Raw genomic sequence first — 24,437 nt, 5'->3', positions numbered from 1 at the left:
CTTCGGACCGCCTTCCAGCGGGCCCTCCGGGCGCTTCGTTCTTTCGTGTTTCAAGCTTATCAGATGTTTTCCGCTCCGTTTTCCGGAGTTTCATTCATCGGAATTCGCTTTCCACTTGCCCCCGCTCTCTCGCGGCGACTCCGGAACTGTACGGGGACAGGCCCGCCACATGCAAATCGCCCCCGCCCGGGGTCCCGGGCAGGGGCGATCCGATGTTCAGGCACCGTCAGGCGCGGCCCATCTCCTCGACGATGGCCGCCACGAAGCCGTCGATGTCGGCCTCCGTGGTGTCGTACGAACACATCCAGCGCACCTCGCCGGTGTGCTCGTTCCAGAAGTAGAAGCGGTAGTGCTTCTGCAGCCGCTCGCTCACCTCACGCGGGAGGATCGCGAACACCGCGTTCGCCTGGACCGGGCGCACGATCTCGACGCCGTCGATCCCGCGGACGGCCGCCTCCAGCCGGCTGGCCATCGCATTGGCGTGCCCGGCATTGCGCAGATAGAGGTCGCCGGAGAGCAGCGCCTCGAACTGGACGGAGAGGAAGCGCATCTTCGAGGCGAGCTGCATCGAGGTCTTGCGCAGAAACTTGATGTTCCGCACCCGCTCGGGGTTGAGTACCACCACGACCTCGCCGAACAGCAGGCCGTTCTTCGTGCCGCCGAAGGACAGCACGTCGACGCCCACGTCCGTGGTGAAGGCGCGCAGCGGCAGGCCGAGCGCCGCGGCGGCGTTGGCCAGGCGGGAGCCGTCGACGTGGACGAGCATGCCGAGCTGGTGGGCGTGCTCGGTGATCGCGCGGATCTCGTCGGCGGTGTAGAGGGTGCCGAGCTCGGTGCTCTGGGTGATGGAGACCGCGAGCGGCTGCGCGCGGTGCTCGTCACCGAAGCCCCAGGCCTGCTTGTCGAGCAGCTCGGGGGTGAGCTTGCCGTCCGGGGTGGGGACGGTGAGCAGCTTGATGCCGCCCATCTTCTCCGGGGCGCCGCCCTCGTCCACGTTGATGTGGGCGGATTCGGCGGCGACCACGGCGCCCCAGCGCGGGAGCAGCGCCTGGAGGGCGACCACGTTGGCGCCGGTGCCGTTGAAGACGGGGTAGGCCTCGGCCTTGTCGCCGAAGTGTCGGCGGAAGACGTCCTGGAGGTGGGCCGTGTAGTCGTCCTCGCCGTAGGCGATCTGGTGGCCGCCGTTGGCGAGGGCTATCGCGGCGAGGATCTCCGGGTGCACGCCGGCGTAGTTGTCGCTGGCGAAGCCGCGGACGGCAGGGTCGTGCCGCCGTACCGCGTCCGTACGGGTGAGGTCGGTCATCGGGCTGTCAGCCACAGGTGCTGTCCGTTCAGTTCTGCTGCGGGGCGGTCCCAGAGGCCCGCCAGGTGTCCGGCGAGGTCGGCGGTGTCGGTGAAGCCGGCGAACTTCGCCTCCGGCTTCTCGGCCCGCATTTCGGGGCTGACCAGCGCCTTGATGACCAGGATGGCAGCCGCCGCGGTGGGCTCGCCGTCGGGGGCGGTGCTCTCCTTCTTGAAGGAGTCGGCCATGGCGAGGGTCCAGGCCTCGGTGGCGGCCTTGGCGGCCGCGTAGGCGGCGCCGCCGGCGGTGGGCTTGTGGGCCGCGGCGGCGGAGATCATCGCGTAGCGGCCGGCGGAGCTGCGGACCAGGGCGGGCTGGAAGGCCAGCGAGGTGTGCTGGAGGGTGCGCACGACGGTGTCGTGCAGGAAGTCCCAGTCGTCCAGGCGGGTGTCGAAGAAGGTCTTGCTGCCGCGCCAGCCGCCGACCAGGTGGAACAGACCGTCGACGTGGCCGTGCTCGGCCTCCAGGTGGTCGGCCCAGTCGTGGACCTCCTGCGGGTCGAGCAGGTCGATCACCTGTCCGCTGACCTTGGCCCCGCGCACGGCGATGCGGGTGGCGTCCAGCGCGGAGTCGAGGCGCTGGGCGTCGATGTCGGCACCGATCACGGTGGCGCCGTCGGCGGTGAGGCGGCGCAGCACCGCCTGGCCGGCCGGGCCGCTGGCTCCGGCGACGGCGATGACCTTGCCGGCCAGCGGGGACTTGGTGGTCGTGGTCACGCGGCGGCTCCCTGGATACCGGTGCCGGTGATGCCGGCGGTGGCGGCGATGACGCCGCCGAGCTTCTTGGACAGGGCCTCGTAGAACATGCTCAGCGGGAACTCGTCCGGGAGCACCGCGTCGCACAGCGCCTTGTTGAGGGCCTTGCCGTCGGTGATGTCGAGCGGCAGCGCGTCGGAGCCCTTCGCCCAGGTGGAGGCGGGGTGCGGGGTGAGGTAGCGGGCGACCAGCTCGTAGGCGGCGATCCAGTGGGCCGGCTTGGGCCGGTCGATGCCGTCGCGGTAGAGGGTCTCGATCTCGGCGCAGAGCGCGTTGGTGACCTGCGGGGCCCGGTCCCAGTCGATGCTGAGGCGGTTGTCGCGCCAGCGCAGCGCGTCGTGCTTGTGCAGGTAGGCGAAGAGCAGCTGGCCGCCCATGCCGTCGTAGTTGCGGACGCGGTCGCCGCTGACCGGGAAGCGGAACAGGCGGTCGAAGAGGACCGCGTACTGGACGTCGCGGGCGTGCGCGTTGCCCTCGGCCTCCAGTTTCACCGCCTCCTTGAAGGTGGTGAGGTCGCAGCGGAGCTCCTCCAGGCCGTACATCCAGAACGGGCTGCGCTGCTTGATCATGAAGGGGTCGAACGGCAGGTCGCCGTGGCTGTGGGTGCGGTCGTGGACGAGGTCCCACAGGACGAAGGTCTCCTGCGCGCGGTCCTGGTCCTTGAGCAGGCCCTCGGCGTCGGCCGGGATCTCCAGGCCGAGCTGCTGGACGGCGCTGGTGGTGACGGCGCGGAAGCGGGCGGCCTCGCGGTCGCAGAAGATGCCGCCCCAGGTGAAACGTTCCGGCGCCTTGCGCACGGCGACCGTCTCGGGGAAGAGGACGGCGGAGTTGGTGTCGTAGCCGGCCGTGAAGTCGGTGAAGGTGATCGGCACGAACATCGGGTTGTCGAAGCGGGTCCGCTCCAGCTCGGCCAGCCAGTCGGGCCACACGACGCTCAGCAGGACGGCTTCCAGGTTGCGGTCCGGGTTGCCGTTCTGCGTGTACATCGGGAAGACGACGAGGTGCTCCAGGCCGTCCTCGCGCTGGTCGGCGGGGTGGAAGGCGAGCAGCGAGTCCAGGAAGTCGGGCTCCCGGTAGCCGGTGTCGGCCCACTTGGCCAGGTCCGCATCGACGGCGGCCAGGTAGGCGGCGTCGTGCGGGAACAGCGGGGCGAGCTCCTCGACGGCGCCGCGGACGGTGGCCACCAGCGGGTCGACGGTGTGCCGCTGGACGGCGGACAGGTCGATCGAGCCGTCCTTGGACTGCAGCGGGCGCAGCGTCTCGACGGCCTCCTTCAGGCGCAGCCAGGCCGGGTGGCCGGCGAGGGTCGAGACCGGGGCCTCGGCCGCCGCAGCGAGCCTTGGCGAAAGATTCTGCATCGGGGACTCACTTCGACAGGAGTTATTTCAACGGAGACACCATAAGTACGAAAGGTTCTCCTGTTCAAGGGGGTCGCGACCGACAAAGCTCCGGCGCGGCTCCGCCGAGGCCCGGGCGGGGCCCGGGACGCGGGCCCGCCGGCCGGGCGTCCGCCATGTGGACAGGGATCTGGATGTTCTGGACAGATGCACCGTCGGAATGCGAACCTCCCGCCATGCTCCCGGCGGTGATCACGGTGACCGAGTGCCACATCGGCCTGTTCCGGGTGCCCTCTCGTTGTCACGCCTGCTGTCGCGTGCGCGGCCTCTGCCGCCGCTGTCGCTGATCCGGCTCGGAGGGCACCGCGGACGCGGGCCCGTACGCCGACCATGCCGTGTGTGTTCCGGCGCCGCCACCGGGGGGAAGTGACCCGCCGGGCCCGCGGCCGGCCCCGGCCCGCCCCGTCGCCTCCCCTGTCCCGCCCTGCCCTTCCTCACTGGAGCCCTGCCATGACCATCCGCAAGCCGTCCGCCGCTCTGCCCCTCGCCGCGCTGATCGCCGCGGCCGCCGCGCTGACCGCGTGCGCGCCGCAGGACGCCAAGTCCGACGGGGCCGCCGCCTCGGGCTCCTCAGGTGCGGCCGGTAGCGCCGCGGGCTGCGCGCCGGGAGCGCTGGCGACCCGGACGGCGGGGACGCTGACCGTCGGCACCGACAAGCCCGCCTACGACCCGTGGTTCACCGAGGACAAGCCGGAGAACGGCAAGGGGTTCGAGTCCGCCGTGGCCTTCGCGGTGGCGGAGAAGCTGGGCTACCCCAAGGAGAAGGTCAGCTGGGTGGTCGCGCCGTTCGGCAAGGCCACCTCGCCGGGGGCCAAGGACTTCGACTTCGATATCAACCAGGTGTCCATCAGTGACGAGCGCAAGCAGGCCGTCGACTTCTCCTCCGGCTACTACGACGTGCGCCAGGCCGTCATCGCGTTGAAGAACTCCAAGGCGGCGAGCGCGAAGAGCATCGCCGACCTGAAGGGCGCCAAGCTGGGCGCGCAGGTCGGCACCACCAGCCTGGACACCATCACCAACACCATCAAGCCGAGCGTCCAGCCGGCCGTGTTCGACTCCAACGACCTCGCGAAGGCCGCGCTGAAGAACGGCCAGGTCGAGGCGCTCGTGGTGGACCTGCCGACGGCCTTCTACATCACCGGCGCCGAGGTCCCCGAGGCGCAGGTGGTCGGGCAGTTCGAGGGGGCGTCGAAGAGCGAGCAGTTCGGCCTGGTGCTGGACAAGGGCTCGAAGCTGACCGGCTGCGTGTCGCAGGCGGTGGACGCGCTGCGCTCCGACGGCACGCTCGCGAAGCTGGAGAAGCAGTGGCTCTCCGACGCCGTCTCGGCACCGGTGCTCAAGTGAGCGGCGACGCGGTGGCGGCCGGTCCGGCGTCGGTCGCCACGGGCCGGGGCGGGAAGATCCGCGCCGGGAAGGGCCTCGACGGGAAGGGTCGCGACGGGAGGGGCCGCGACGGCGGCGGGGGCAAGGGGGACGACGACGGCTACCGCCCCTCCGAACGACGGCTGGCACACGAGGCGTACCGGCGCGGCCGGGCCCGCCGGTCGGCGCTGACGGCCGCCGGGTCGACCCTGGCGATGGCGGTCGCGCTCTACCTGCTGGTCGTCAACTCCCCCGGCTGGGAGGTGACTCGGAAGACCTTCTTCAACGCCGACTACGCCCGCCAGGCGCTGCCCGAGGTGCTGACGGGGCTGCGGCTCAACCTGGAGCTGATGCTCGGCTGCGGCGCGCTGATCCTGGTGTTCGGCCTGCTGCTCGCGGTGCTGCGGACGCTGCGCGGGCCGGTGTTCCTCCCGGTGCGGCTGCTGGCCACCGCGTACGTGGACTTCTTCCTCGGGCTGCCGATGATCATCTGCCTGCTGGTGATGATCACCGGGGTGCCGGCGCTGCGGCTCAGCGGGGTGACCACCGATCCGCTGGTGCTCGGCGGGGCGGCGCTGGTGCTGACGTACTCCGCCTACGTGTCGGAGGTCTTCCGCTCCGGCATCGAGTCGGTGCACCCCAGCCAGCGGGCCGCGGCCCGGTCGCTCGGGCTCACCAACGCGCAGGCGATGCGGTACGTGGTGCTCCCGCAGGCCGTGCGGCGGGTCGTGCCGCCGCTGCTGAACAACCTGGTCAGCCTGCAGAAGGACACCGGGCTGGTCTCGATCGGCGGGGCGATCGACGCGGTGTACGCGGCCAAGATCATCGCGGCCCGGTCGTTCAACTTCACGCCGTACCTGGTGGCGGGGCTGGTGTTCATCGTGCTGACCATTCCGCTGACGCGGTTCGCCGACTGGCTGACCGCCCGGACGAACCGTCGGCAGTTCCAGGGAGGTGCGGTGTGAGCGGGGACGTGCTCCGGCTGGAGTCCGTGCGCAAGACCTTCAACGGCCAGGTGGTGCTGCGCGACGTGGGGTTCGCCGTGCCCGAACACTCGGTGACGGCGCTGATCGGGGCGTCCGGCTCCGGCAAGTCCACGCTGATGCGGTGCGTCAACCTGCTGGAGGGGATCGACGACGGGGCGGTCTTCCTGGACGGGGAGGAGATCACCGACCCGCGCGCCGACCAGGACGCCGTCCGCCGCCGGATCGGCGTGGTGTTCCAGTCCTACAACCTGTTCCCGCACCTGACCGTGCTGGAGAACATCACGCTCGCCCCGCGCCGGGTGCACGGACGGGGGCGGGCCGAGGCGGAGGCTGAGGCGCTGGGACTGCTCGACCGGCTCGGGCTGGCGGCCAAGGCGAAGGAGTACCCGGACCGGCTCTCCGGCGGACAGCAGCAGCGCGTCGCCATCGTGCGGGCGCTGGCAACCGGGCCCCGGCTGCTGCTGCTCGACGAGATCACCGCGGCGCTCGACCCGGTCCTGGTCGGGGAGGTGCTCTCGGTGGTGCGCGACCTCAAGGAGCAGGGGATGACGATGGTCCTGTCCACCCACGAGATGGGGTTCGCGCGCGAGGTGGCCGACCAGGTCTGCTTCCTGGACGACGGGGTGGTGCTCGAACAGGGGCCGCCGGAGCAGGTGTTCGGCGATCCGCGGGAGGAGCGGACGCGACGGTTCCTCAGCCGGGTCGTCGCCTCGGGGCGGCTCGCGGGCTGAGCGCCGGCCGGGGCGGCGGAGCGTGTGCCCGGTGGCCGCACACCGGGGGGCACCACTGTGCGCCCCGGTGCGCGCCCTGCCCGCGCCCCGGCCACAGCGGTGATCGTGGACGGGACGACCGTCCAGACCGCGGTCGGCGGGCGATGGTGTGGCGGGCCGCGGGCGAGTTCGCCGCCCCCGCCACACCGCCGCCGGCCGCCCGCCCCCGCCGCCCCGGGAGGCCGCCGTTGCACGGACCCTCGCTGATCAGCTGGCTGCTCGCGCTCCTCACCGCCACCGCCGGGGCCTACTGCCTCACCCGGCTGCGCCACTCCCCCTGCGCCGCCGGCACCACTCACCACTTCGGCACCCGACGCCTGCTCGCCCGGGAGTCCGACGCCGCCGAGGCCCTGATGGGGCTCGGCATGGCCGCCATGGCCGTGACCGGCGGCGCCGTCCCGGCCACCGTCTGGGCCTGGGTGTTCGGCCTCCCCGCCGCCGCCTTCCTGCTCGCCGCCGTACGCGCCCCGGCCCGCCGGGCACACCGGCTGCACCACGCGATCGGCGCGCTCGCCATGACGTACATGGCGCTCGCGATGACCGCCACCCCCGGCCATCACCACCACGCCGCCGACGCGGGCACGCCGCTGCTGACCGGCTCCCTCCTGCTCTACTTCGGCGCCTACTCCCTGTGGGCCGGCACCCGGCTCCTGCACACCCCCTCCGGGACCCTGGCACTCGGCACCGCCGGGCTGCCCCGGGCCTGCCGACTCACCATGGGCATCGGCATGTTCGCCATGCTCCTGACCATGTGAGCCCCGATCGATCCAAGACCCCACCCCTGACGTGGCGTTGGTCACTGGCCGGTCGAAAGTCGTTCCTCCGGACGTCATCAGCGCATAGGTTGGCAGGGAGCGCGTTGTCGCGTTCCGTGCGTACTCGGGGAGCCCATGCGATGACTGCCCTGATCGGCCTGCTGCTGCTCGGACTGCTGCTCTCGACCGTCGCGCCCCGGCTGCTGGCCCGGGCCCGCTGGGCGGAGCGCGAACCGGTGCTGGCGCTGCTGGCATGGCAGTGCCTGGTGGTGGCCGTGCTGCTGTGCTGCGTCCTGGGCCTACTGCTGGCCGCCTCCGCCGCGCTGCCCGAACTGCGTGCCCTGGTGTTCTCGGGCGCCCCGCGCGGCGTCGAGGCCGCGTACGGCCTCCAGGACGCCGAGGGCTGGGGCCGGCTGTGCGCCGCGGTGCTGGCGGCGGGCGGCCTGCAGACGGTGCTGGCGCTCACCCGCGAGGTCCGTTCCGCGAAGGCGCTCCGCGACCACCGGCATGCTCAACTGACGGTCCGGGCCCCGGAGTTGCCCGAGGCCATCGCGGCCGCCCGCAGTCGCCGGGAGCGGCTGGTGGTGCTGGAGAACATCCGCCCGGAGGCGTGGTCGCTGCCCGGCCCGGACTCCCGCCTGGTGGTCACCACCGGCGCCCTCCAGCAGCTGACCGACCGGGAGTTGGCCGCCGTCCTGAGCCACGAGCGCGGGCACGTCCGGGCCCGGCACCACTGGCTTCAGCAGTGCGCCCAGGCGCTCGCCTCCGGCTTCCCCGGGGTCGGCGTCTTCAGCGCCTTCCGGGCCCAGGTGGAGGAGCTGGTGGAGCTGGCGGCCGACGACCGGGCCGCGCGCCGGCACGGCCGGCACACCACTGCGCTCGCACTGGCCGAACTCAACCTGGACCGCGGGGTGTTCGGCTCCTGCCCGCCCGGTCTGGCACAGTCCCCGCGGCGAGTGGACCGACTGCTCGCGGGCCGCCCGCGACTGTCCGTCCCGCACCGGCTGCGGCTCACCGTCGTCGCCCTCGCCGCACCCGCCGCAGCCGTCCTGCTGGCCGTCGCGCCGGGGCTGACCTCGCTCCTCTGAGAAGGCTCTCACCCCTCCGAAACGGCCCAATCCAGCTGCCAGCCCGCCAGATTGACGCCGGGTCAGGTTGCCGAAGGGGCAGCTTGCCGACGGACGGCTTGCCGGCAGGTCAGCCTGTCGGCGACTCGCCCAACGGCCCGAGCGGGGCACCGAGGGTCAGTTCGAGCACCTCACGATGGAGCGGCCTGGCCTGCTCGTACCGCTCCCGACCGGTCCCGGTCAGGGTGATCACGATGGCCCGCCGGTCGCTCTCACACATCGCCCGGGTGACCAGCCCGCCCTTCTCCAGGCGGGCGATCACCCGGGACAGCGCACTCTGACTGAGGTGGACGGTATGGGCCAGCTCCTGCGCCCGCAGCGCATGGCCGCCGCCCTGGCACCCCTCCACCAGGCGTTCCAGCACCTCGAACTCGCTCACGCCCAGCCCGCACTTGTCACCCAGCTCGCGATCGAGCATGCAGGCCGTGGCGGCATGCCGGGCCAGCAGGTCGCGCCATTGCGCGACGAGACCGGCCTCCGCCGGGGAGTCGAGATCAGCCACGGTGTCACCCTAGCATGTGCGCCGTAAAATTATGTGTTCACATCTTATTCATTTGCATTGAATGCACGCGCATGTACTGTCCTCCCCATGACCACCGCGACCGCCACGTCACCCGACGCTCCGTCAACCAGCGGGCTGAGCTGGACACCCCGCCTCTGGGGCACCCTGATCGTGCTCTGCGCCGCCATGTTCCTGGACGCCCTGGACGTCTCCATGGTCGGCGTCGCCCTCCCGTCCATCGGCTCCGAGCTGCACCTCTCCACCTCCGCCCTGCAATGGGTGGTCTCCGGCTACGTGCTCGGCTACGGCGGCCTGCTGCTGCTCGGCGGCCGCGCCGCCGACCTGCTCGGCCGCCGCCGGGTCTTCCTGGTCGCCCTGGGCGTCTTCGCCGCCGCTTCGCTGCTCGGCGGCCTGGTCGACGACGGCGGGCTGCTGATCGCCGCCCGCTTCCTCAAGGGCGTCAGCGCCGCCTTCACCGCCCCGGCCGGCCTGTCGATCATCACCACGACCTTCGCCGAGGGCCCCGCCCGCAACCGGGCGCTGTCGATCTACACCACCTGCGGCGCCAGCGGCTTCTCGCTCGGCCTGGTGCTCAGCGGGCTGCTCACCTCGGTCGGCTGGCGCTGGACGTTCCTGATGCCCGTCCCGGTCGCGCTGCTCGCCCTGTTCTTCGCGGTCCGGCTGCTCCCCCGCCCCGCCGAGGAGCGCGCCAAGGGCGGCTACGACGTGCTGGGCGCGATCACCGGCACCGCGACCGTACTGCTGCTGGTGTTCACCGCCACCGAGGCGCAGGGCGCCGGCTGGCTGAGCCTGCGCACCGTCGGCTCGCTGGTCGTGGTCGCCGCACTGGCCGCCGCCTTCCTGCTGGTGGAGAGCCGCACCGCCCACCCGCTGGTCCGGCTCGGCATCTTCCGCAACGGCTCGGTCGCCCGGGCCAACGTGATCGCCTTCGCCATGGCCGGCGCGTACGGCGGGTTCCAGTTCGTCGTCACCCTCTATCTGCAGCACCTGCTGGGCTGGTCGGCGCTGCAGATGGCCCTCGGGCTGCTGCCGGCCGGCGCCTTCATCGCGCTCTCGGCACCGTTCATGGGCCCGATCGTGGACCGCTTCGGCACCGGCCGGCTGCTGCCGATCGGCCTGCTGGCCCTGGTCGGCGCGTTCGCGCTGTTCCTGCGGCTGGACGAGCACAGCTCGTACGTGGGTCTGGTCCTGCCCTCGATGCTGCTGCTCGGCGTGGGCTTCGCGCTGGCCTTCCCCTCGGTGAACATCGCCGCCACCGACGGCGTGGGCGACGACGAGCAGGGCCTGGCCTCCGGCCTGGTCAACACCGCGATCCAGGTCGGCACCGCGGTGGTCCTGGCCGGCGCGACCGCGATGATCACCGCCGGCAGTGCCGGCGGTGACAGCCCGCAGGCGCAGTTGGACGGCTACCGGCCGGCCCTGGTATTCGTCGCGGCGGTCGCGCTGTTCGGCCTGCTGATCGCCGCGGTGGGCGCCCTGGTCGACCGGCGGCGGAAGTCGGCTCCCGCGCCGGTGCCGGACTACGATTACCCCTCGGTCGGGTCGAGCGCGGCGCGGACCGAAGTCCTGACCAACCGCTGACCGTCGACCGCCGCCCGGGCCGGCCCCCGGCCCCCGCCGTCGGACAATGGCGCCGGCTCCACCAAACCCCCGTTTTGGTGGAGCCGGCCGTCTTCGTACCGGGCGCCCGAGCGGCGCCCACCGGCGCGCGGTTTCACGGTGCGACTACCGGCTCCGCCAGTATATTGGCCCGGAGCCAACGAACGTTCGGAGCAGACACGATGGCACCTCGCGGGGATTCGGTCAATGAGGAGATGCGGCAACGCTCCCGTCGGCGCATCATGCGAGCCACCGTCGAACTGGTCGACCGGCACGGATACGCGGGCACCACGCTGACCGACATCGCCGAGCGGGCCGGGCTCGCGCGCGGCCTGCTCTCGTACTACTTCGACGGGAAACGGCTGCTGATGCAGTCCGCGACGCACCGGATGATGCACCAGTCGCTCTCCGGCGCGCTCGCCGAGCTGACCCCGGACGCCACACCGGCGGCCCGGCTGGCCCGCGCGATCGACGCGGTCCTCACCCTCGCCCTGGAGCATCCGCGGGTGATGCGCTCGCACCTCGCGCTGATCCTGGACCCGGACTCCGGCGCCTTCGTCCAGGACCCGGAGCAGCAGCAACTCGGCGCCATCCTCCAGGGTCTGCTGCTCGACTGGGGCGCGCCGGACCCGGCCGCCGAGCACGCGGTGCTGCGCAGCGCGCTGATGGGCGGCTGCATCGGGGTGCTGCTGCCGGGCGCCGAACTCCCGCTGGCACTGATCCGGGCCGACCTGTTCCGCCGCTACGACCTGCCCTGGGAGCTGGGCACCCCGCCGCAGGCACTGCCGCCGGAACGCGAACGGCCGCCGGCCCGCGGCTGACGGCGGGTGGACGGCGGCTCGGTGCCCGGGCGACCGATCGCGGGCCGCCGGACCCGTACGCTCTGCTGAGAGCTCCCCTCAGCACTCCTCTCAGAGCTCCTTTCAGCGCTCCTTGAGGATCGAGGCCAGCAGGTCCACGGTCCGCTCGGGCGTGAGGCTGTCCACGCAGAGCCGCTCCATGACCTGGATGTACGCGTCGACGTCGTCCCGCTTGTCGAGGTACAGCGCGCTGGTGAGCTGCTCCAGGTAGACGACGTCCGCGAGGTCCTGTTCAGGGAAGCGCAGGATCGTGAACGCCCCGGACTCCCCCGCGTGCGCGCCGAATCGGAACGGCATCACCTGGATCACGACGTTGGCCTGCTCGGCGACGTCGATCAGGTACTGCACCTGGCCGCGCATCACCTTGGGCCCGCCGACGGGGCGGCGCAGCGCGGCCTCGTCGATCACGGCCCACAGCCGCGGGCTGGCGCCCTCGGTCAGCAGCTTCTGGCGACGCAGGCGGAGGCTGACCCGCCGCTCGATCTCCTCCTCGCTGACGACCGGTCGACTCTGTCCGAAAACCGCCCGTGCGTACTCCTCGGACTGCAGCAGTCCGGGGATGAACTGCACCTCGTAGGTGCGGATCAGCTGGGCGGCCTCCTCCAGGCCGACGTAGGTCTGGAACCAGCCCGGCAGCACGTCGTTGAAGCTGTGCCACCAGCCGGACTTGTTGGCCTCGCGGACCAGCCCGAGCAGCGCCTCCCGCTCCAGGCCGTCGTCCACGCCGTAGAGGCTGAGCAGGTCGGCGACGTCGCGCTCCTTGAAGCTGACGCGGCCGAGTTCCATGCGGCTGATCTTGGACTCGGAGGCCCTGATCGCGTAGCCGGCGTCCTCGCGCGTGATGCCGCGCGTCTCACGCAGGCGACGCAGCTGAGACCCGAGGAGGATCCGGCGGACCATCGAGCCGCCGCCCGGCTGAACTGTGGTCATGCGGTCGAAACCTCCACCTAGGGCAAACAGCGCACAGTCTGCCATCAGTTGAGCGCTCACGGTGCCGATACTGACGGATGTTCCTATCAGTTCCACACTCCACACACCAGGATGCACGTGCATCCGGCGCTTGCATATGCCAATAGTGCGACTGCACGTGAATCGACTCTTGCATCTGCAGTGAGCGCACACCACCATGGTGCACGTGCACCTGCACATCCCTGGCAATCCCGCGGGCTCCGCGTCGACCCCACGCGCGACTCCGTGCACCGACCCGGCAGCGTTCCCCCGCGCCACCGGGGGATCGTGTGCGCGCGCGCTGGTCGAGGGGGCGGCCGAGCGGCCGAGCGAGTCGGAGGTGACCGGCATGACCCCGGCGGGTCCAGCCGTGTCCGCCCCCTTATGGGAGGAGCTCTTCATGAGCACCGGTACGGCTTTGGCGGTTGACCCCCATGTGGTCACCTGTACGCTCGCTCCTCGCTTCGAAGCCGTCAGAACCGCGCGCGACTTCGCCAGAACCTCTCTTCAGCGCTGGGGCCTGATGGAGCTGTTCGACGACGTCGCGCTGGTGGCCTCGGAGCTGGTGACCAACGCACTGCGGCATGCGATCGGCGCACGGCCCGACCATGCGGGTGGCGCCCAGGGCGAGTACGACTTTCCCATACAGCCGACCCCTGAAGGCCGGCTGCCGATCCGAATAAGCCTGGTCCACCGCTCTCCCCAGGTGGTCTGCGCGGTGAGCGACCCGAGCTGCATCGGCCCGGTCGCCCGGGAGGCGGACTTCGTCGCCGAGTCCGGCCGCGGACTGCACCTGGTGGAGTCCTTCAGCCGCTCCTGGGGTTGGCACCCGCTGGGCAGCGGCAAGGTGGTCTGGGCCCTGTTCGAGGCGGAGCCGGCCACCGGTTCCGAACTCGGTGGACGGCACCGGCGCTCGGCCTAGCGCCAGGCGGCGCGCGGCCGGCCGAGGGAGGCCCCGGGAGGACCGCACCCCGGGCTCCGCGGGGCGGCTCGACGGGCCTGGCGCAGGTGCGCCACGGGCTCCGGCTCAGTCCTCAGGACGATTCCCACGACGATTGCCGGGCCGGCCCCCCGGACGAGCCGGCCGGACTGACGGCCGGGCACCCCGGCGGCCCGACCCCCGTCCGCGTCCGGGCCCCCAACCGTGCGCGGGACCACCCGCCGCGCCTGCGCGCGGTCGGCCGCGAGAACGCCCGTCGAGAGAGCGCCCGTCGCGAGAGCACCCGTCGCGTGGCCTCGGACCGGCCCCGGACAAGACAAAGGCCGTCGCGGTGTCAGCACCCACGACGGCCCCCCGATGGCAGGACGGCGGCCGGTCAGACCGCCAGGTGGTCGAACTCCCCGTCCTTGGCCCCCAGCAGCAGGGCGGCGATCTCGGCCCGGGTGTAGATGAGCGCCGGCCCTTCCGGGAAGCGCGAGTTGCGCATCGCCACATCGCCCCCCGGCAGGGCCGCGAACTCGACGCAGTTCCCCTGGGAGTTGCTGTGCAGGCTCTTCTGCCAGAGAACCCCCTTGAGGTCGGCGGCCGCCATCCCGTTGTAGGTGTCGTACGAGCCGTGCGTGTCCTGCGAGTCGTGCATAGAAATCTCCCGAAGAGCTCCGGAGTGGTCGTCCAGCGCGGCGCCCCCGGCACCCGCCGAACGAACGGACCGGCCCCGTACCGGCCCGGCACAACGCCTCACTTGACGCGATGATAGCTGCTGTGCACGTGCATCAGCACGGGACATTGCAGGTGCACGAGGCCTTTCACCGGCAGTTCCGAACTCTTCACGGGCCCTTCTCCTGACGGTACGTAAACGGACATAGCCGAGTGAATCGCCAGATTCTCGATAACCGGCCGTGAGCGATTCCCCGCTGAATGTTGATCTTCAGGCGCCCGGAGTCGCGCTGCCGTGACGCTCCGTCAGGCGACCTCCTGGCTGTGAGACATCTCACGCGCCACACAGGCAACTCGACGCCCCGTCGGACACGTCAGGGCTACGAGCGGTGATCGCTCGAAGGCTGGGTGAGATATGTCCGGATTGCGGGCAAACCGCCCGGACGGACACGGCGGGAACGCGGCACACCCGCCATGACCACGTGAAACTCGAACGGCAGCCGAATGCAGGCCTGACGGGCCGATGTCCTACGATCTCCGGCATGAGCACCGCAGCCATCCCGGGCGCGCCACTGCCCGTCCGCACTCCAGGCTCCCGTGCGCGGGGGCGCCACCGCCGCCCCGAGCGCCCCGAGATCCCGGCCGGCTCCCCGGCCCTGGTGCTCGCCGTGCCCGCGACCGCCGGGCCCGAGTCCCGCTCGGTCGTCGAGGAGCTGCTGTCGATCGTCCGCAGCGAGCAGAGCGGCATCCAGACCGCCGTCGGCTACCTCCCGGGCGAAGCCGCCCAGGGGGTCGACAGTGACGACCGCACCGTCGCCGAACTGCTGGCCATGGCCGCCGAGGCGGGCCTGCCCGCGCCGGTCCTGGTGCCGCTGGTACCCGGCCCGCACGGATTCCTGACCGAACTTCACGCCCTCGCCGCGGAATACGGAGCCCCCGTCACCGACGTGCTCGGCCCGCACCCGCTGCTCGCCGAGGCCGTGCACGTGCGCCTGTCCGAGGCCGGCCTGGCACGCGCCGACCGGGCCCGGCTGTTCGCCATCGCGACCGCCGCGGACGGCGTCGTGCTGACCACCGTCGGCGGCGAGGAGGCCGCCGCCGCGGCCGGCATCACCGGCGTCCTGCTGGCGGCCCGGCTGGCCGTCCCGGTCGTGCCCGCCGCGCTCGACGTGCCGGGCTCGGTCGCCGCAGCCGTCAACCACCTCAAGGAGACCGGTTCCCAGCGCCCGGCGCTGGCCCCGCTGGTGATCGGGCCGGAGGCCGACTCCGAGCTGCTCGCCACGGCCGCCGAGGAGACCGGCTGCCCGTCCGCGGCGCCGCTGGGCGCCTACCCGACGGTCGGCCAGCTGATCGCCGCCACCTACCTGGCCGCGCTGCCGACACCCTCCCCCGAGGCCCTGGCGCAGGCCGAGGCCGAGGCGGCGGAGGCCGCCGAGGGCGCGCACGCCGACCACTCCGGCCGGGGCGGTCACGCCGCCCACGCCGCTCGCACCGCCACCGAGGAGTCGGCCGGCCAGTAGCGGTCACCGCACGCGTGAAGGGCCCGGAACGGCTACGTTCCGGGCCCTTCCTGCCTGTCCCGTAAGGGAGTTAAGGGGCGAATAGGTGTGATGTCCGTTCTATCCGCATTTGTTCACCGTCGCTCGATCCATCCCCCGACGGCCGCAGCGTGGACGCACCTCCTTCTCGGCGGGCAGGCCCCCGGGCGACCCGACCCGCCGTCACCCGCACCCTGAAGCACAGACAGTTGTGCACGCCCTTCTCGACGTTGCCGGAAATCGGCCATTTCCGATCATGGCGAGCAAGGGGAACGACCGTTCTCGCCAAACCGTGATGCGCGTCACAGGTGTTTGCAGTTTGAACTTAAGTCTGCTTAACGTGCTCCCCGTTCGTGGCCACACGAACCCAGTTCATCCGCGACGCCGAGTCCTGCCGTCGGATGTCCTGGCAGCGCGAAAACGCACCACGGCAGGAGCGGGGGACCCACAGGTAAGTCGCCCCGGACCGTTCCCCGGAACGATCCAGGGCTAGGGGTGAAGCCGCGCCCACAGCGCGGCCGGGCAACTCCAGCCCGAATCCGACAGCTCACCTCGCAGGCGTGGGAGAGGACTACGTCTTCATGCTGCCCACCAACGGCACCCGTCTGTCCAGTCGTACCCGACGCGTGATCGCCGCCATCGGCGTCGCGGGCGTCGGCCTCACCATCCCCTGCCTCACCTCCGGCACCGCCTCCGCCGCCTCCGTCGCCACCTGGGACAAGGTCGCCCAGTGCGAGAGCACCGGCAACTGGAGCATCAACACCGGCAACGGTTTCTACGGCGGACTGCAGTTCACCTCCAGCACCTGGGCCGCCTTCGGCGGCACCGCGTACGCCCCCCAGGCCAACCAGGCCACCAAGGCGCAGCAGATCGCCGTCGCCGAGAAGGTCCTCGCCTCGCAGGGCCCCGGCGCTTGGCCGGTGTGCTCGGTCCAGGCCGGCCTGACCAAGGGCGGCGCCGCGGCCACCGTCGACACCTCGGCCGGCTCGACCACCGGCTCGGCTGCCAGCTCGACCGCCACCAAGCCCGCCGCGAAGCCGGCCACCCCGGCCGCCAAGCCCGCGCAGAGCCAGGCCCCGGCCACCCCGGCCGCGAAGCCCGCCAAGCCGGCGGCACCGGCCCAGGACCAGGCACAGGCCCCCGCCGACTCCGCCAACGGCACCTCGGCGCAGAAGGGCCAGAGCCAGGCCCAGAACAGCGCCCAGCCCCAGGGCGACGACTACACCGTCGCCTCCGGCGACTGGCTGTCCTCGATCGCCGACAAGCACAACCTCCAGGGCGGCTGGCAGCGGCTGTACGAGCTCAACCGCGGCACCCTGACCGAGGGTCCGGACACCATCTACCCGGGCCAGCGCCTCTCGTTCAAGGACGGCGGCCAGGCCCAGCAGTCGGCTCAGACCGACCAGTCCGGCTCGGACTTCACCTGGTTCGACCGTTCGCAGAAGTCCGGCCAGACCTCCAACGGCGCCGCCGTGAACGCCAAGCCGACCGCCCAGCCGCAGGCCCCGGCCCCGGCCCCGGCCACCAAGCCGGCTTCCAAGCCGGCCGCCCAGGCGCAGACCCCCGCTCAGGCGCCGGCCGCCACCGGCAGCATGGCCGCCGCGGTCTCCTTCGCCCAGTCGAAGGTCGGCCAGGCGTACGTCTACGGCGGTACCGGCAACGGCGGTTGGGACTGCTCCGGCCTGACCCAGGCCGCGCTGCGCGCCGCGGGCGTCTCCGTCCCGCGCGTCGCCGCCGACCAGGCCGCCGCCAGCACCCGCGTCTCGCTGGACAGCCTGCAGGCGGGCGACCTGCTGTTCTGGTCCAACAACGGCCAGAACTCCGGCGTCTACCACGTCGCGATCTACATCGGCGGCGGCCAGTACGTCGAGGCCGCCAACCCGAGCTCGGGCGTGCGCCTGCAGACCGTCGCCAACTGGGCGCCGGACTTCGCCGGCCGGGTCTGAGCACGACCCGCGGGTGACAGCTGACAACTGACGGCTGACAGATAACAGATTTCAGATAACAGATTTCATCATCTGTTATCTGTCAGCCGCCGCCCGCCCCGGCGGTCGCCCGGCGCCGCAGGAAGGCCGCCGGGCAGGACCGCCCGAGGCCATGGTCAAAGCCCGCCCCCAGCGGGCATGCTGCTGCTCCGCACCCGAGGAGGAGTCACCATGGCCCAGGTCACCGTCACACTCGACGCCAACCTCGCGATCGACGCGATGATGCTCTCCGGCACCAAGAACCCGCAGGACGCCGTCGAACTCGTCCTGCGCGACTACCTGGCCCGCGGCCGCCGCACCGAGACCCGCACCGGCGACGCCACCGACGGCCAACGGCTCACCGAGAGCCGCCCCACGGACCACGAGGGCTGACCCGGCACCCGGGCGGCACGCAACGGGCCCCGGAGAGCAACAGCTCTCCGGGGCCCATCCGTTGACCGCCCTCAGCGCGCGCAGGCCCCCGTGGAGCCGCGCATGACCAGCTCCGGCTGGAACATGAACTCCCCGCGCTGGACCGCGTTTCCGCCGACCTCCTCCAGCAGCGCGTCCACCGCCGCGGTCGCCATCGCCTCGACCGGCTGGCGGATCGTGGTCAACGGCGGCTCGGTGAAGGCGATCAGCGGCGAGTCGTCGAAGCCGACCACCGAGACGTCGTGCGGCACCGACAGTCCACGCTGCCGCACCGCCCGGATCGCCCCGAGCGCCATCATGTCGCTGCCGCAGACGATCGCCGTGCAGCCCTTGTCCAGCAGTGCGCCGGCCGCCGCGTGCCCGCCCTCCACGCTGAACAGCGTGTGGTGGACGAGTTCCTCGGCCTCCTCCTGGCTCCGTCCCAGCACCTCGCGCATCGCCGCCGTGAAGCCCTCGATCTTGCGCAGCACCGGCACGTACCGCCGCTGCCCGACGGCCAGCCCGATCCGCTCGTGCCCGAGTTCGGCCAGGTGCTGGACGGCCATCCACATCGCGGCCCGGTCGTCCGGCGAGATGAACGGCGCGTCGATCCGCACGCTGTAGCCGTTGATCAGCACGAACGGCACCCCGCGCCCGGTCAGCCGGGCGTAGCGGTCGTGGTCGGCGGTGGAGTCGGCGTGCAGCCCGGAGACGAAGACGATGCCCGCCACACCCCGGTCGACCAGCATCTCGACCAGTTCGTCCTCGGTGGACCCGCCCGGCGTCTGGGTGCACAGCACCGGGGTGTACCCGTGCCGGCTGAGCACCTGCTCGATCACCTGGGCCAGTGCGGGGAAGATCGGGTTGCTCAGCTCCGGCGTGATCAGCCCGATCAGGCCGGCGCTGCGCTGGCGCAGACGGGTCGGCCGCTCGTAGCCGAGCACGTCGAGCGCCGCCAGCACGGTCTGCCGGGTGGCGGCGGAGACGTTCGCCTTGCCGTTGAGTACGCGGGAGACGGTGGCTTCGCTGACCCCCGCCTGCGCCGCGATGTCTGAGAGTCGCGCCGTAGTCACGGTCCCAGAGCCTATTGCAACCACGTCAGACCGCCCACCAGCCGGTGCTGTCCGGCGCGAGCACCGTCTCGTCGCCGTCGACCACCAGCTCCACCGAGGAGAGCAGCAGCTTTCCGGGCGCCGCTATCCGGACCGGCTCGTCCGTGGCGTTGACGGTGCAGACGAAGGAGCCGCGGCGGAACGTCAGGGTCCCCTCGGGGCCCTCCAGCCACTCCACGGCCGTCCCGGCGCCGAGGTCGTCCTGGGAACGGCGGACGGCGAGCGCGCTGCGGTACAGCTCCAGGGTGGACGCCGGGTCGCCGGTCTGCGCCTCGACGCTCAGCGCGGCCCACTCGGCCGGCTGCGGCAGCCAGGACGGCCCGCCGGCGACCGGGCCGAAGCCGTACGGGGCCTCGGTGCCGGACCACGGGATCGGGACGCGGCAGCCGTCGCGGTAGCCGTCCTGCCCGGCCTTGCGGAAGAACGACGGGTCCTGGCGGACCTCGTCCGGCAGGTCGGTGACGTCCGGGAGGCCGAGTTCCTCGCCCTGGTAGATGTACGCGGAGCCGGGCAGCGCGAGCATCAGCAGGGTGGCGGCGCGGGCGCGGCGCAGGCCGAGCTCGCGGTCGCCGGCGGTGCGGATCTGGGTGCCGAGGCCGGGCGGGTTGGCGAAGCGGGTGGCGTGCCGGGTGACGTCGTGGTTGGACAGCACCCAGGTGGTGGGGGCGTCGACCGGGCGCATCGAGTCGAGCGAGACGTCGATCACCCCGCGCAGCGCGGCGGCGTCCCAACCGGTGCCCAGGTACTGGAAGTTGAAGGCCTGGTGCAGCTCGTCGGGGCGCACGTAGTTGGCGGTGCGCTGGACGGTCGGGGTCCAGGCCTCGGCGACGCCGATCCGCTGGCCCGGGTACTCGTCGAGGATCTTGCGCCAGCTGCGGTAGATCTCGTGCACGCCGTCCTGGTCGAAGAACGGCATGACGTCGTTGCCGAGCAGCTTGAGCTGGTCCGCGCCGCCGAGGTCGGGCAGGCCGGGGGCCTTCACCAGGCCGTGGGCGACGTCGATGCGGAAGCCGTCGACACCCATGTCGAGCCAGAACCGCAGGATCGAGCGGAACTCGTCGGCGACGGCCCGGTTCTCCCAGTTGAAGTCGGGCTGCTCGGGGGCGAACAGGTGCAGGTACCAGTCGCCGGGGGTGCCGTCCGGGTTCTCGCTGCGGGTCCAGGCCGGGCCGCCGAAGATGGACTCCCAGTCGTTGGGCGGCAGTTCGCCGTTCTCGCCCTTGCCGGGGCGGAAGTGGTACCGCTCGCGCAGCGGGGACTCGGGGCCCTCGCGCAGGGCGCGCTGGAACCACTCGTGCTGGTCCGAGGAGTGGTTGGGGACGAGGTCGACGATGATCCGCAGCCCCAGCTGGTGGGCGTCCCGGATGAGCGCGTCGGCGTCCAGCAGGCTGCCGAACATCGGGTCCACGGCTCGGTAGTCGGCGACGTCGTAGCCCGCGTCCGCCTGCGGCGAGGCGTAGAACGGCGAGAGCCAGACCGCGTCCACGCCGAGGTCGCGCAGGTACGGCAGGCGGCTGCGGATACCGGGCAGGTCGCCCATGCCGTCGCCGTTGGAGTCGGCGAAGCTGCGCGGGTACACCTGGTAGATGACCGCGTCCCGCCACCAGCCTCTGGAGGCGCCGCCAGTCACAGGAGCCGGGGTGACCGCCTCGTGGGCGGCGGCGTCGGCGGCAGGCCGGGAGGTGTCGGCCAGGTTCTGGGTCATGGACGGTATCCCTTGGGGACTAGAGGAGCGAGGAGCGTTACGACTTGGAGGCACCGGCGGTCAGACCGGTGACCAGGTGGCGCTGCACCAGGTAGAAGAAGGCTGCCGACGGGATCGCGATCAGCACGGCGGTCGCGGCCATCAGGTTCCACTGGGCGTCGTGCTCGCTGACGAAGGTCTGCAGGCCGACGGCCAGCGTGTACTTGTCGGAGCTGAGCATGAAGGTGGAGGCGAACGGCACCTCGGCCCAGTAGGTGAGGAAGGAGTAGAAGGCGGCCACCGCCAGGCCCGGGCGGGCGAGCGGCAGCACCAGCCGCCAGAAGGTGCCGAACGGGCTGAGCCCGTCGACCCGGCCGGCCTCGTCGATCTCCACCGGGATGGTGTCGAAGTAGCCCTTCAGCAGCCAGGCGCAGTACGGCACGGTGGTGGTCGAGTAGACCAGGATCAGGCCCAGGTAGCTGTCCAGCAGGCCGAGGTCGGAGAGCATCGTGTACATCGGCACGATCAGCACCGCGATCGGGAACATCTGGGTGACCAGCAGCGACCACATCAGCGGCCGGTGGCCGGGGAAGCGCATCCGGGAGACGGCGTAGCCGGTGGTGGCGGCGACCAGGACGCCGAACACGGTGGTGACGCCGGAGACCAGGAGGGCGTTGCCGAACCAGGTGAAGAAGTCCGTGTCGAACAGCACGTGGTGGTAGTTCGACAGCGTGAGCTTGTCGAGGATCGCGCCGGGGTGGAGGTAGTCGGTCTTGTCCGGGCCGAGCGAGACGAAGAGGATCCACGCCACCGGGAACAGCGCGATCAGGCCGGCCACGATCAGGGTGCCGTGGGACAGCGCCCTGGCCAGCGGGCTGCTCTCGCCGCGCCGGCGGGCCTTGGCCGGCCGGGCGGCCGGGGCCACGGCCGTCGCGGGGGTGGGGAGTTCGGTGGTGGTGCTCATCGGGGGTACCTGCCTTCGTGGGTCAACTGGGTCCGGGGCCTCAGCCGTTGGCCTGCTCGTTGCGGGCGAGCCAGCGCCGGTAGAAGGCGGTGAAGACGATCAGGATGGACAGCAGGATCACGCCGTAGGCGGCGGACTGCGCGTAGTCCCGGGGGATCTGGCCGAAGCCGAGGCGGTAGGCCCAGGTGACCAGCAGCTGGGCGTCGGGCGCACCGGTGCCGAAGAGCAGGAAGATGACGTTGAACTGGTTGAACGTCCAGATCACGCCGAGCAGGACGACGGTGGAGGAGACGGCCCGCAGCCCGGGCAGGGTGACGTACCGGAAGCGCTGCCACGGCGTGGCGCCGTCCATCTCGGCGGCCTCGTACAGCTCGGCCGGGATCGACTGCAGGCCGCCGAGCAGCGAGATCATCATGAACGGCACGCCGGCCCAGGTGTTGACCAGGATCGCGGCGGACTTCTGCGCCCACGGGTCGGTGAGCCAACCGGGTTCGGGCAGGTGGAGGAAGCCGAGCATGCTGTTGACGACACCGCCGTCGGACAGCATCAGTCGCCAGGAGAAGACGGTGACGAAGGTCGGCACGGCCCAGGGCAGGATGAGCAGCATCCGGTAGACGGCGCGGCCGCGCAGCTTCTTGTTGAGCAGCAGGGCGAGGCCCAGGCCGAGGGTGTAGTGCAGGAAGACGCAGATGGCCGTCCAGGCGATGGTCCAGACGAAGTGGGACCAGAAGCGGTCGTACGAGCCGGGGCCCCACAGGATGTCGGCGTAGTTGTGGAAGCCGACGAAGTTGTAGCTGGCCGGGATCTCGTTGACGCCGATCTTGCGGGCGACGTTGAGGCTGTTGGCGTCGGTCAGGGTGAGCCAGAGGCCCTGGACCAGCGGGTAGAGCACCAGGGCACCGAGGACCAGCACCACGGGGGCGATCATCGCGTAGGCGTACCAGTGCTTGGCGTAGGAGCGCTTGACGCGTTCCAGCAGGCCCGGACGCTGCTCGCGCTCCGGGCTGCCCTTGCCGGTGGCGCCCTGCACGGCGACTGACATCGATTGACACCTTCTCGGGGGGAAGTCTCGGGGGGAGCGGGTCCGGCCGCCGGGCCCGCCGGGTGGCCGCCGCCGCTCCAGCCGGACAGGGCCTGGAGCGGCGGCGGCCCGGACGGCCGACGGCGACTACTTGGCGAAGCCCGGCAGCAGCTTGGCGTAGTCGGTGGCGACGGTGTTCAGCGCGTCCTGGGTGCCGGTGCCCTGGACGGCCTTGCCCAGGTTGGTGCCGAGCGAGGAGAACAGCGAGCTGTACTCGGGCAGTTCGGGGCGCGGCTTGGCGCTGCCGAGGACGGCCTGGAAGCCGGCGATGCCGGGGTCGGCCTTGACGTCGGCGGTGAAGGCGTCGGAACGGGTCGGCAGGGTGGAGTTCTTCTGCGCGATGAAGGCCTGGCTCTCCGCCGAGGTCATGAAGGCGGCGAACTTCTCGGCGGCGGCCTTGTGGGCCTGGTCGGCACCGGCGTAGACGGAGATGTTGTGCCCGCCGGTGGGCGCACCGGACTTGCCGCTGGAGCCCGCCGGGACGGGCGCGATGCCGAGGTTGCTCTTGTCGGCGAACGCGGCGCCCTTGTAGATGTTGGTGATCTCCCACGGGCCCTGGACGATGGCCGCAACCTTGCCGTTGTTGAAGGCGTCCATCATGTGCGCGTAGGCGTCGGTGGTGACGTCGGCCTTGGCCATGCCGGGCGCGGTGAACATCGTCTTGTAGGTCTCGATGGCCTTGACGGCCTCCGGCGAGGTGACGGTGATCTTCTTACCGGCGGCGTCGACGGTGTCGGTGCCCTCACCGAACAGGAACGGCATCGCGTAGTAGCCGTCCGCGGCCTTCAGCCAGAAGCCGTCGACACCGGCCTTGTCCTTGAGCGCGGCGGCGTCGGTCTTCAGCTCGTCCCAGGTCTTGGGGGCGGCGGTGATGCCGGCCTTGGCGAACAGCTCCTTGTTGTAGAGCAGGCCCAGGGTGTCGGTGACCAGCGGCACGCCGTACAGCTTGCCGTCGAACTTGGCCTGCTGGATCAGGCTGGGCTGGAAGGCGGAGGTGTCGGCGACGGCCGGGGTGCCGTCGAGCGGCTCCAGGTAGCCGGCCTTGGCGAAGGCGGCGGTCCAGCCGACCTCGGAGCGGAACACGTCCGGAGCGCCCTTGGCCCCCATGGCGGTCTGGAGCTTGTTCTGCGCCTGGTCGAACGGGACGTTGACGAAGTCGACCTTGACGTTCGGGTTGGCGGCCTCGAACTTCTTGACCAGCTCCTGGTAGTTCGGCGCCTCGTTGGTGGCGTTCGAGGTGTCCCAGTAGGTGAGGGTGACCGGCCCGTCGGCCTTGCCGTTTGAGCTGGAGCCGCTGCTGCCACAGGCAGCCATCGAGACCGCGAGGGCCACAACGAGGGCAGAGGCCGCGATGCCACGCCGCATGAGAACTCCTTGGGAGGGTGGGGGTGCCCGAGATCTTCGGAGACAGGCGCATAATGGCTGCCTCGTGCCGACTGCACCGTTGCTGCCGTCGGGCTCGGAAGGAAGTTAACAGCGGTGCAATAGCGACGGAAAGTCCTTGCAGCAAGTTTCTGCAAGAAACAGCGATCGTTACGCCCACGTGTCCTGGACGTAGCCGCACGGTAGTTGACAGTGCGACCAAATGTCCGGGTTCGCCCGCTTCGAGCCGGTGCCGGATGGCCGAGAGCACCACCATCCCTGGCCGAAAACCGCTTGCAG

The 24,437-nt window shown here is 71.4% G+C and carries 22 protein-coding genes and 1 riboswitch; of the genes, 11 read left to right on the top strand and 11 right to left on the bottom strand.

Going from position 1 to position 24,437, the window contains the following annotated elements:
- Window positions 1-226: 226 nt before the first annotated feature.
- The 3 genes from AB0R04_RS32845 to AB0R04_RS32835 are packed head-to-tail and all read right to left on the bottom strand — an operon-like array spanning window position 227 to window position 3,455.
- On the bottom strand, window positions 227-1,303 hold the full coding sequence (locus tag AB0R04_RS32845; protein ID WP_363377264.1) for a low specificity L-threonine aldolase: 1,077 nt from the start codon (window positions 1,301-1,303) through the stop codon (window positions 227-229).
- Window positions 1,300-2,058 carry an SDR family NAD(P)-dependent oxidoreductase gene (locus AB0R04_RS32840; RefSeq protein ID WP_363377262.1) on the bottom strand — a complete coding sequence of 253 codons (759 nt, stop codon included), beginning with the start codon at window positions 2,056-2,058 and terminating at the stop codon, window positions 1,300-1,302. The genes AB0R04_RS32845 and AB0R04_RS32840 overlap by 4 nt, the downstream gene beginning before the upstream one ends.
- Window positions 2,055-3,455 carry a DUF6421 family protein gene (locus tag AB0R04_RS32835; protein WP_363377261.1) on the bottom strand — a complete coding sequence of 467 codons (1,401 nt, stop codon included), beginning with the start codon at window positions 3,453-3,455 and terminating at the stop codon, window positions 2,055-2,057. The genes AB0R04_RS32840 and AB0R04_RS32835 overlap by 4 nt, the downstream gene beginning before the upstream one ends.
- Window positions 3,456-3,944: 489 nt before the next feature.
- Here AB0R04_RS32835 and AB0R04_RS32830 point away from each other — a divergent pair, with 489 nt between their 5' ends.
- From AB0R04_RS32830 to AB0R04_RS32810, 5 genes are all read left to right on the top strand, one after another.
- Window positions 3,945-4,838 (top strand): ABC transporter substrate-binding protein, encoded by an 894-nt coding sequence (locus tag AB0R04_RS32830; RefSeq protein WP_363377260.1) that lies wholly within the window; start codon window positions 3,945-3,947, stop codon window positions 4,836-4,838.
- Window positions 4,839-4,999: 161 nt separating this feature from the next.
- Window positions 5,000-5,821 carry an amino acid ABC transporter permease gene (locus AB0R04_RS32825; protein WP_244293715.1) on the top strand — a complete coding sequence of 274 codons (822 nt, stop codon included), beginning with the start codon at window positions 5,000-5,002 and terminating at the stop codon, window positions 5,819-5,821.
- Window positions 5,818-6,573, top strand: coding sequence for an amino acid ABC transporter ATP-binding protein (locus tag AB0R04_RS32820; RefSeq protein WP_363377259.1), 756 nt, complete (start codon window positions 5,818-5,820; stop codon window positions 6,571-6,573). Before AB0R04_RS32825 ends, AB0R04_RS32820 begins: the two co-directional genes overlap by 4 nt.
- A gap of 227 nt (window positions 6,574-6,800) precedes the next feature.
- Window positions 6,801-7,367, top strand: a complete 567-nt coding sequence (locus AB0R04_RS32815) for a DUF5134 domain-containing protein (protein ID WP_363377258.1) — start codon at window positions 6,801-6,803, stop codon at window positions 7,365-7,367.
- A gap of 140 nt (window positions 7,368-7,507) precedes the next feature.
- The gene (locus tag AB0R04_RS32810; RefSeq protein WP_363377257.1) at window positions 7,508-8,455 is read left to right on the top strand and encodes a M56 family metallopeptidase; all 948 of its coding nucleotides are present in this window, start codon (window positions 7,508-7,510) and stop codon (window positions 8,453-8,455) included.
- A 109-nt stretch (window positions 8,456-8,564) separates the two neighbouring features.
- On the opposite strand, the gene AB0R04_RS32805 is transcribed toward AB0R04_RS32810, so the two are convergent.
- Window positions 8,565-8,996: a MarR family transcriptional regulator gene (locus AB0R04_RS32805; RefSeq protein WP_363377256.1), complete on the bottom strand. Its 432-nt coding sequence runs from the start codon at window positions 8,994-8,996 to the stop codon at window positions 8,565-8,567.
- Window positions 8,997-9,083: 87 nt separating this feature from the next.
- Between AB0R04_RS32805 and AB0R04_RS32800 the strand changes: the two genes are divergently transcribed.
- Complete coding sequence (locus AB0R04_RS32800) at window positions 9,084-10,598, top strand: MFS transporter (RefSeq protein WP_363377255.1); 1,515 nt, start codon at window positions 9,084-9,086, stop codon at window positions 10,596-10,598.
- Between the two features lie 260 nt (window positions 10,599-10,858).
- Window positions 10,859-11,437, top strand: coding sequence for a TetR family transcriptional regulator (locus tag AB0R04_RS32795; RefSeq protein ID WP_244293512.1), 579 nt, complete (start codon window positions 10,859-10,861; stop codon window positions 11,435-11,437).
- A 102-nt stretch (window positions 11,438-11,539) separates the two neighbouring features.
- Here the strand turns inward: AB0R04_RS32795 and AB0R04_RS32790 are convergent, their stop codons facing one another.
- Complete coding sequence (locus tag AB0R04_RS32790; RefSeq protein ID WP_063350131.1) at window positions 11,540-12,406, bottom strand: helix-turn-helix transcriptional regulator; 867 nt, start codon at window positions 12,404-12,406, stop codon at window positions 11,540-11,542.
- Window positions 12,407-12,824: 418 nt separating this feature from the next.
- Between AB0R04_RS32790 and AB0R04_RS32785 the strand changes: the two genes are divergently transcribed.
- Window positions 12,825-13,346 (top strand): ATP-binding protein, encoded by a 522-nt coding sequence (locus tag AB0R04_RS32785; RefSeq protein WP_363377254.1) that lies wholly within the window; start codon window positions 12,825-12,827, stop codon window positions 13,344-13,346.
- Window positions 13,347-13,740: 394 nt separating this feature from the next.
- On the opposite strand, the gene AB0R04_RS32780 is transcribed toward AB0R04_RS32785, so the two are convergent.
- Window positions 13,741-14,004 (bottom strand): DUF397 domain-containing protein, encoded by a 264-nt coding sequence (locus tag AB0R04_RS32780; RefSeq protein ID WP_063350130.1) that lies wholly within the window; start codon window positions 14,002-14,004, stop codon window positions 13,741-13,743.
- Between the two features lie 559 nt (window positions 14,005-14,563).
- Between AB0R04_RS32780 and AB0R04_RS32775 the strand changes: the two genes are divergently transcribed.
- From AB0R04_RS32775 to AB0R04_RS32765, 3 genes are all read left to right on the top strand, one after another.
- A complete protein-coding gene (locus tag AB0R04_RS32775) occupies window positions 14,564-15,541 on the top strand; it encodes a hypothetical protein (protein ID WP_363377253.1) in 978 nt (325 codons plus the stop codon).
- A 431-nt stretch (window positions 15,542-15,972) separates the two neighbouring features.
- Window positions 15,973-16,133, top strand: a riboswitch (cyclic di-AMP (ydaO/yuaA leader).
- Entirely contained in the window at window positions 16,120-17,505 is a 1,386-nt protein-coding gene (locus tag AB0R04_RS32770) for a transglycosylase family protein (RefSeq protein ID WP_363377252.1), read from the top strand. Its footprint overlaps the riboswitch before it by 14 nt.
- A gap of 210 nt (window positions 17,506-17,715) precedes the next feature.
- A complete protein-coding gene (locus AB0R04_RS32765; RefSeq protein ID WP_063350127.1) occupies window positions 17,716-17,916 on the top strand; it encodes a hypothetical protein in 201 nt (66 codons plus the stop codon).
- Between the two features lie 71 nt (window positions 17,917-17,987).
- Here the strand turns inward: AB0R04_RS32765 and AB0R04_RS32760 are convergent, their stop codons facing one another.
- The 5 genes from AB0R04_RS32760 to AB0R04_RS32740 form a co-directional block, all read right to left on the bottom strand.
- Window positions 17,988-19,007, bottom strand: coding sequence for a LacI family DNA-binding transcriptional regulator (locus tag AB0R04_RS32760; protein ID WP_363377251.1), 1,020 nt, complete (start codon window positions 19,005-19,007; stop codon window positions 17,988-17,990).
- A 25-nt stretch (window positions 19,008-19,032) separates the two neighbouring features.
- Window positions 19,033-20,751: a glycoside hydrolase family 13 protein gene (locus AB0R04_RS32755; protein WP_363377250.1), complete on the bottom strand. Its 1,719-nt coding sequence runs from the start codon at window positions 20,749-20,751 to the stop codon at window positions 19,033-19,035.
- A gap of 37 nt (window positions 20,752-20,788) precedes the next feature.
- Complete coding sequence (locus AB0R04_RS32750) at window positions 20,789-21,694, bottom strand: carbohydrate ABC transporter permease (RefSeq protein WP_363377249.1); 906 nt, start codon at window positions 21,692-21,694, stop codon at window positions 20,789-20,791.
- A 40-nt stretch (window positions 21,695-21,734) separates the two neighbouring features.
- Complete coding sequence (locus tag AB0R04_RS32745) at window positions 21,735-22,736, bottom strand: sugar ABC transporter permease (protein ID WP_063350124.1); 1,002 nt, start codon at window positions 22,734-22,736, stop codon at window positions 21,735-21,737.
- A 126-nt stretch (window positions 22,737-22,862) separates the two neighbouring features.
- A complete protein-coding gene (locus AB0R04_RS32740) occupies window positions 22,863-24,140 on the bottom strand; it encodes an extracellular solute-binding protein (protein WP_363377247.1) in 1,278 nt (425 codons plus the stop codon).
- Between the last annotated feature and the right edge of the window lie 297 nt (window positions 24,141-24,437).

This window comes from Kitasatospora sp. NPDC056731 (genome assembly GCF_040687675.1).
GTDB lineage: Bacteria > Actinomycetota > Actinomycetes > Streptomycetales > Streptomycetaceae > Kitasatospora.
Note: the sequence above shows the minus strand (reverse complement) of the source record. Positions and strands in the feature narration are given on the sequence as shown.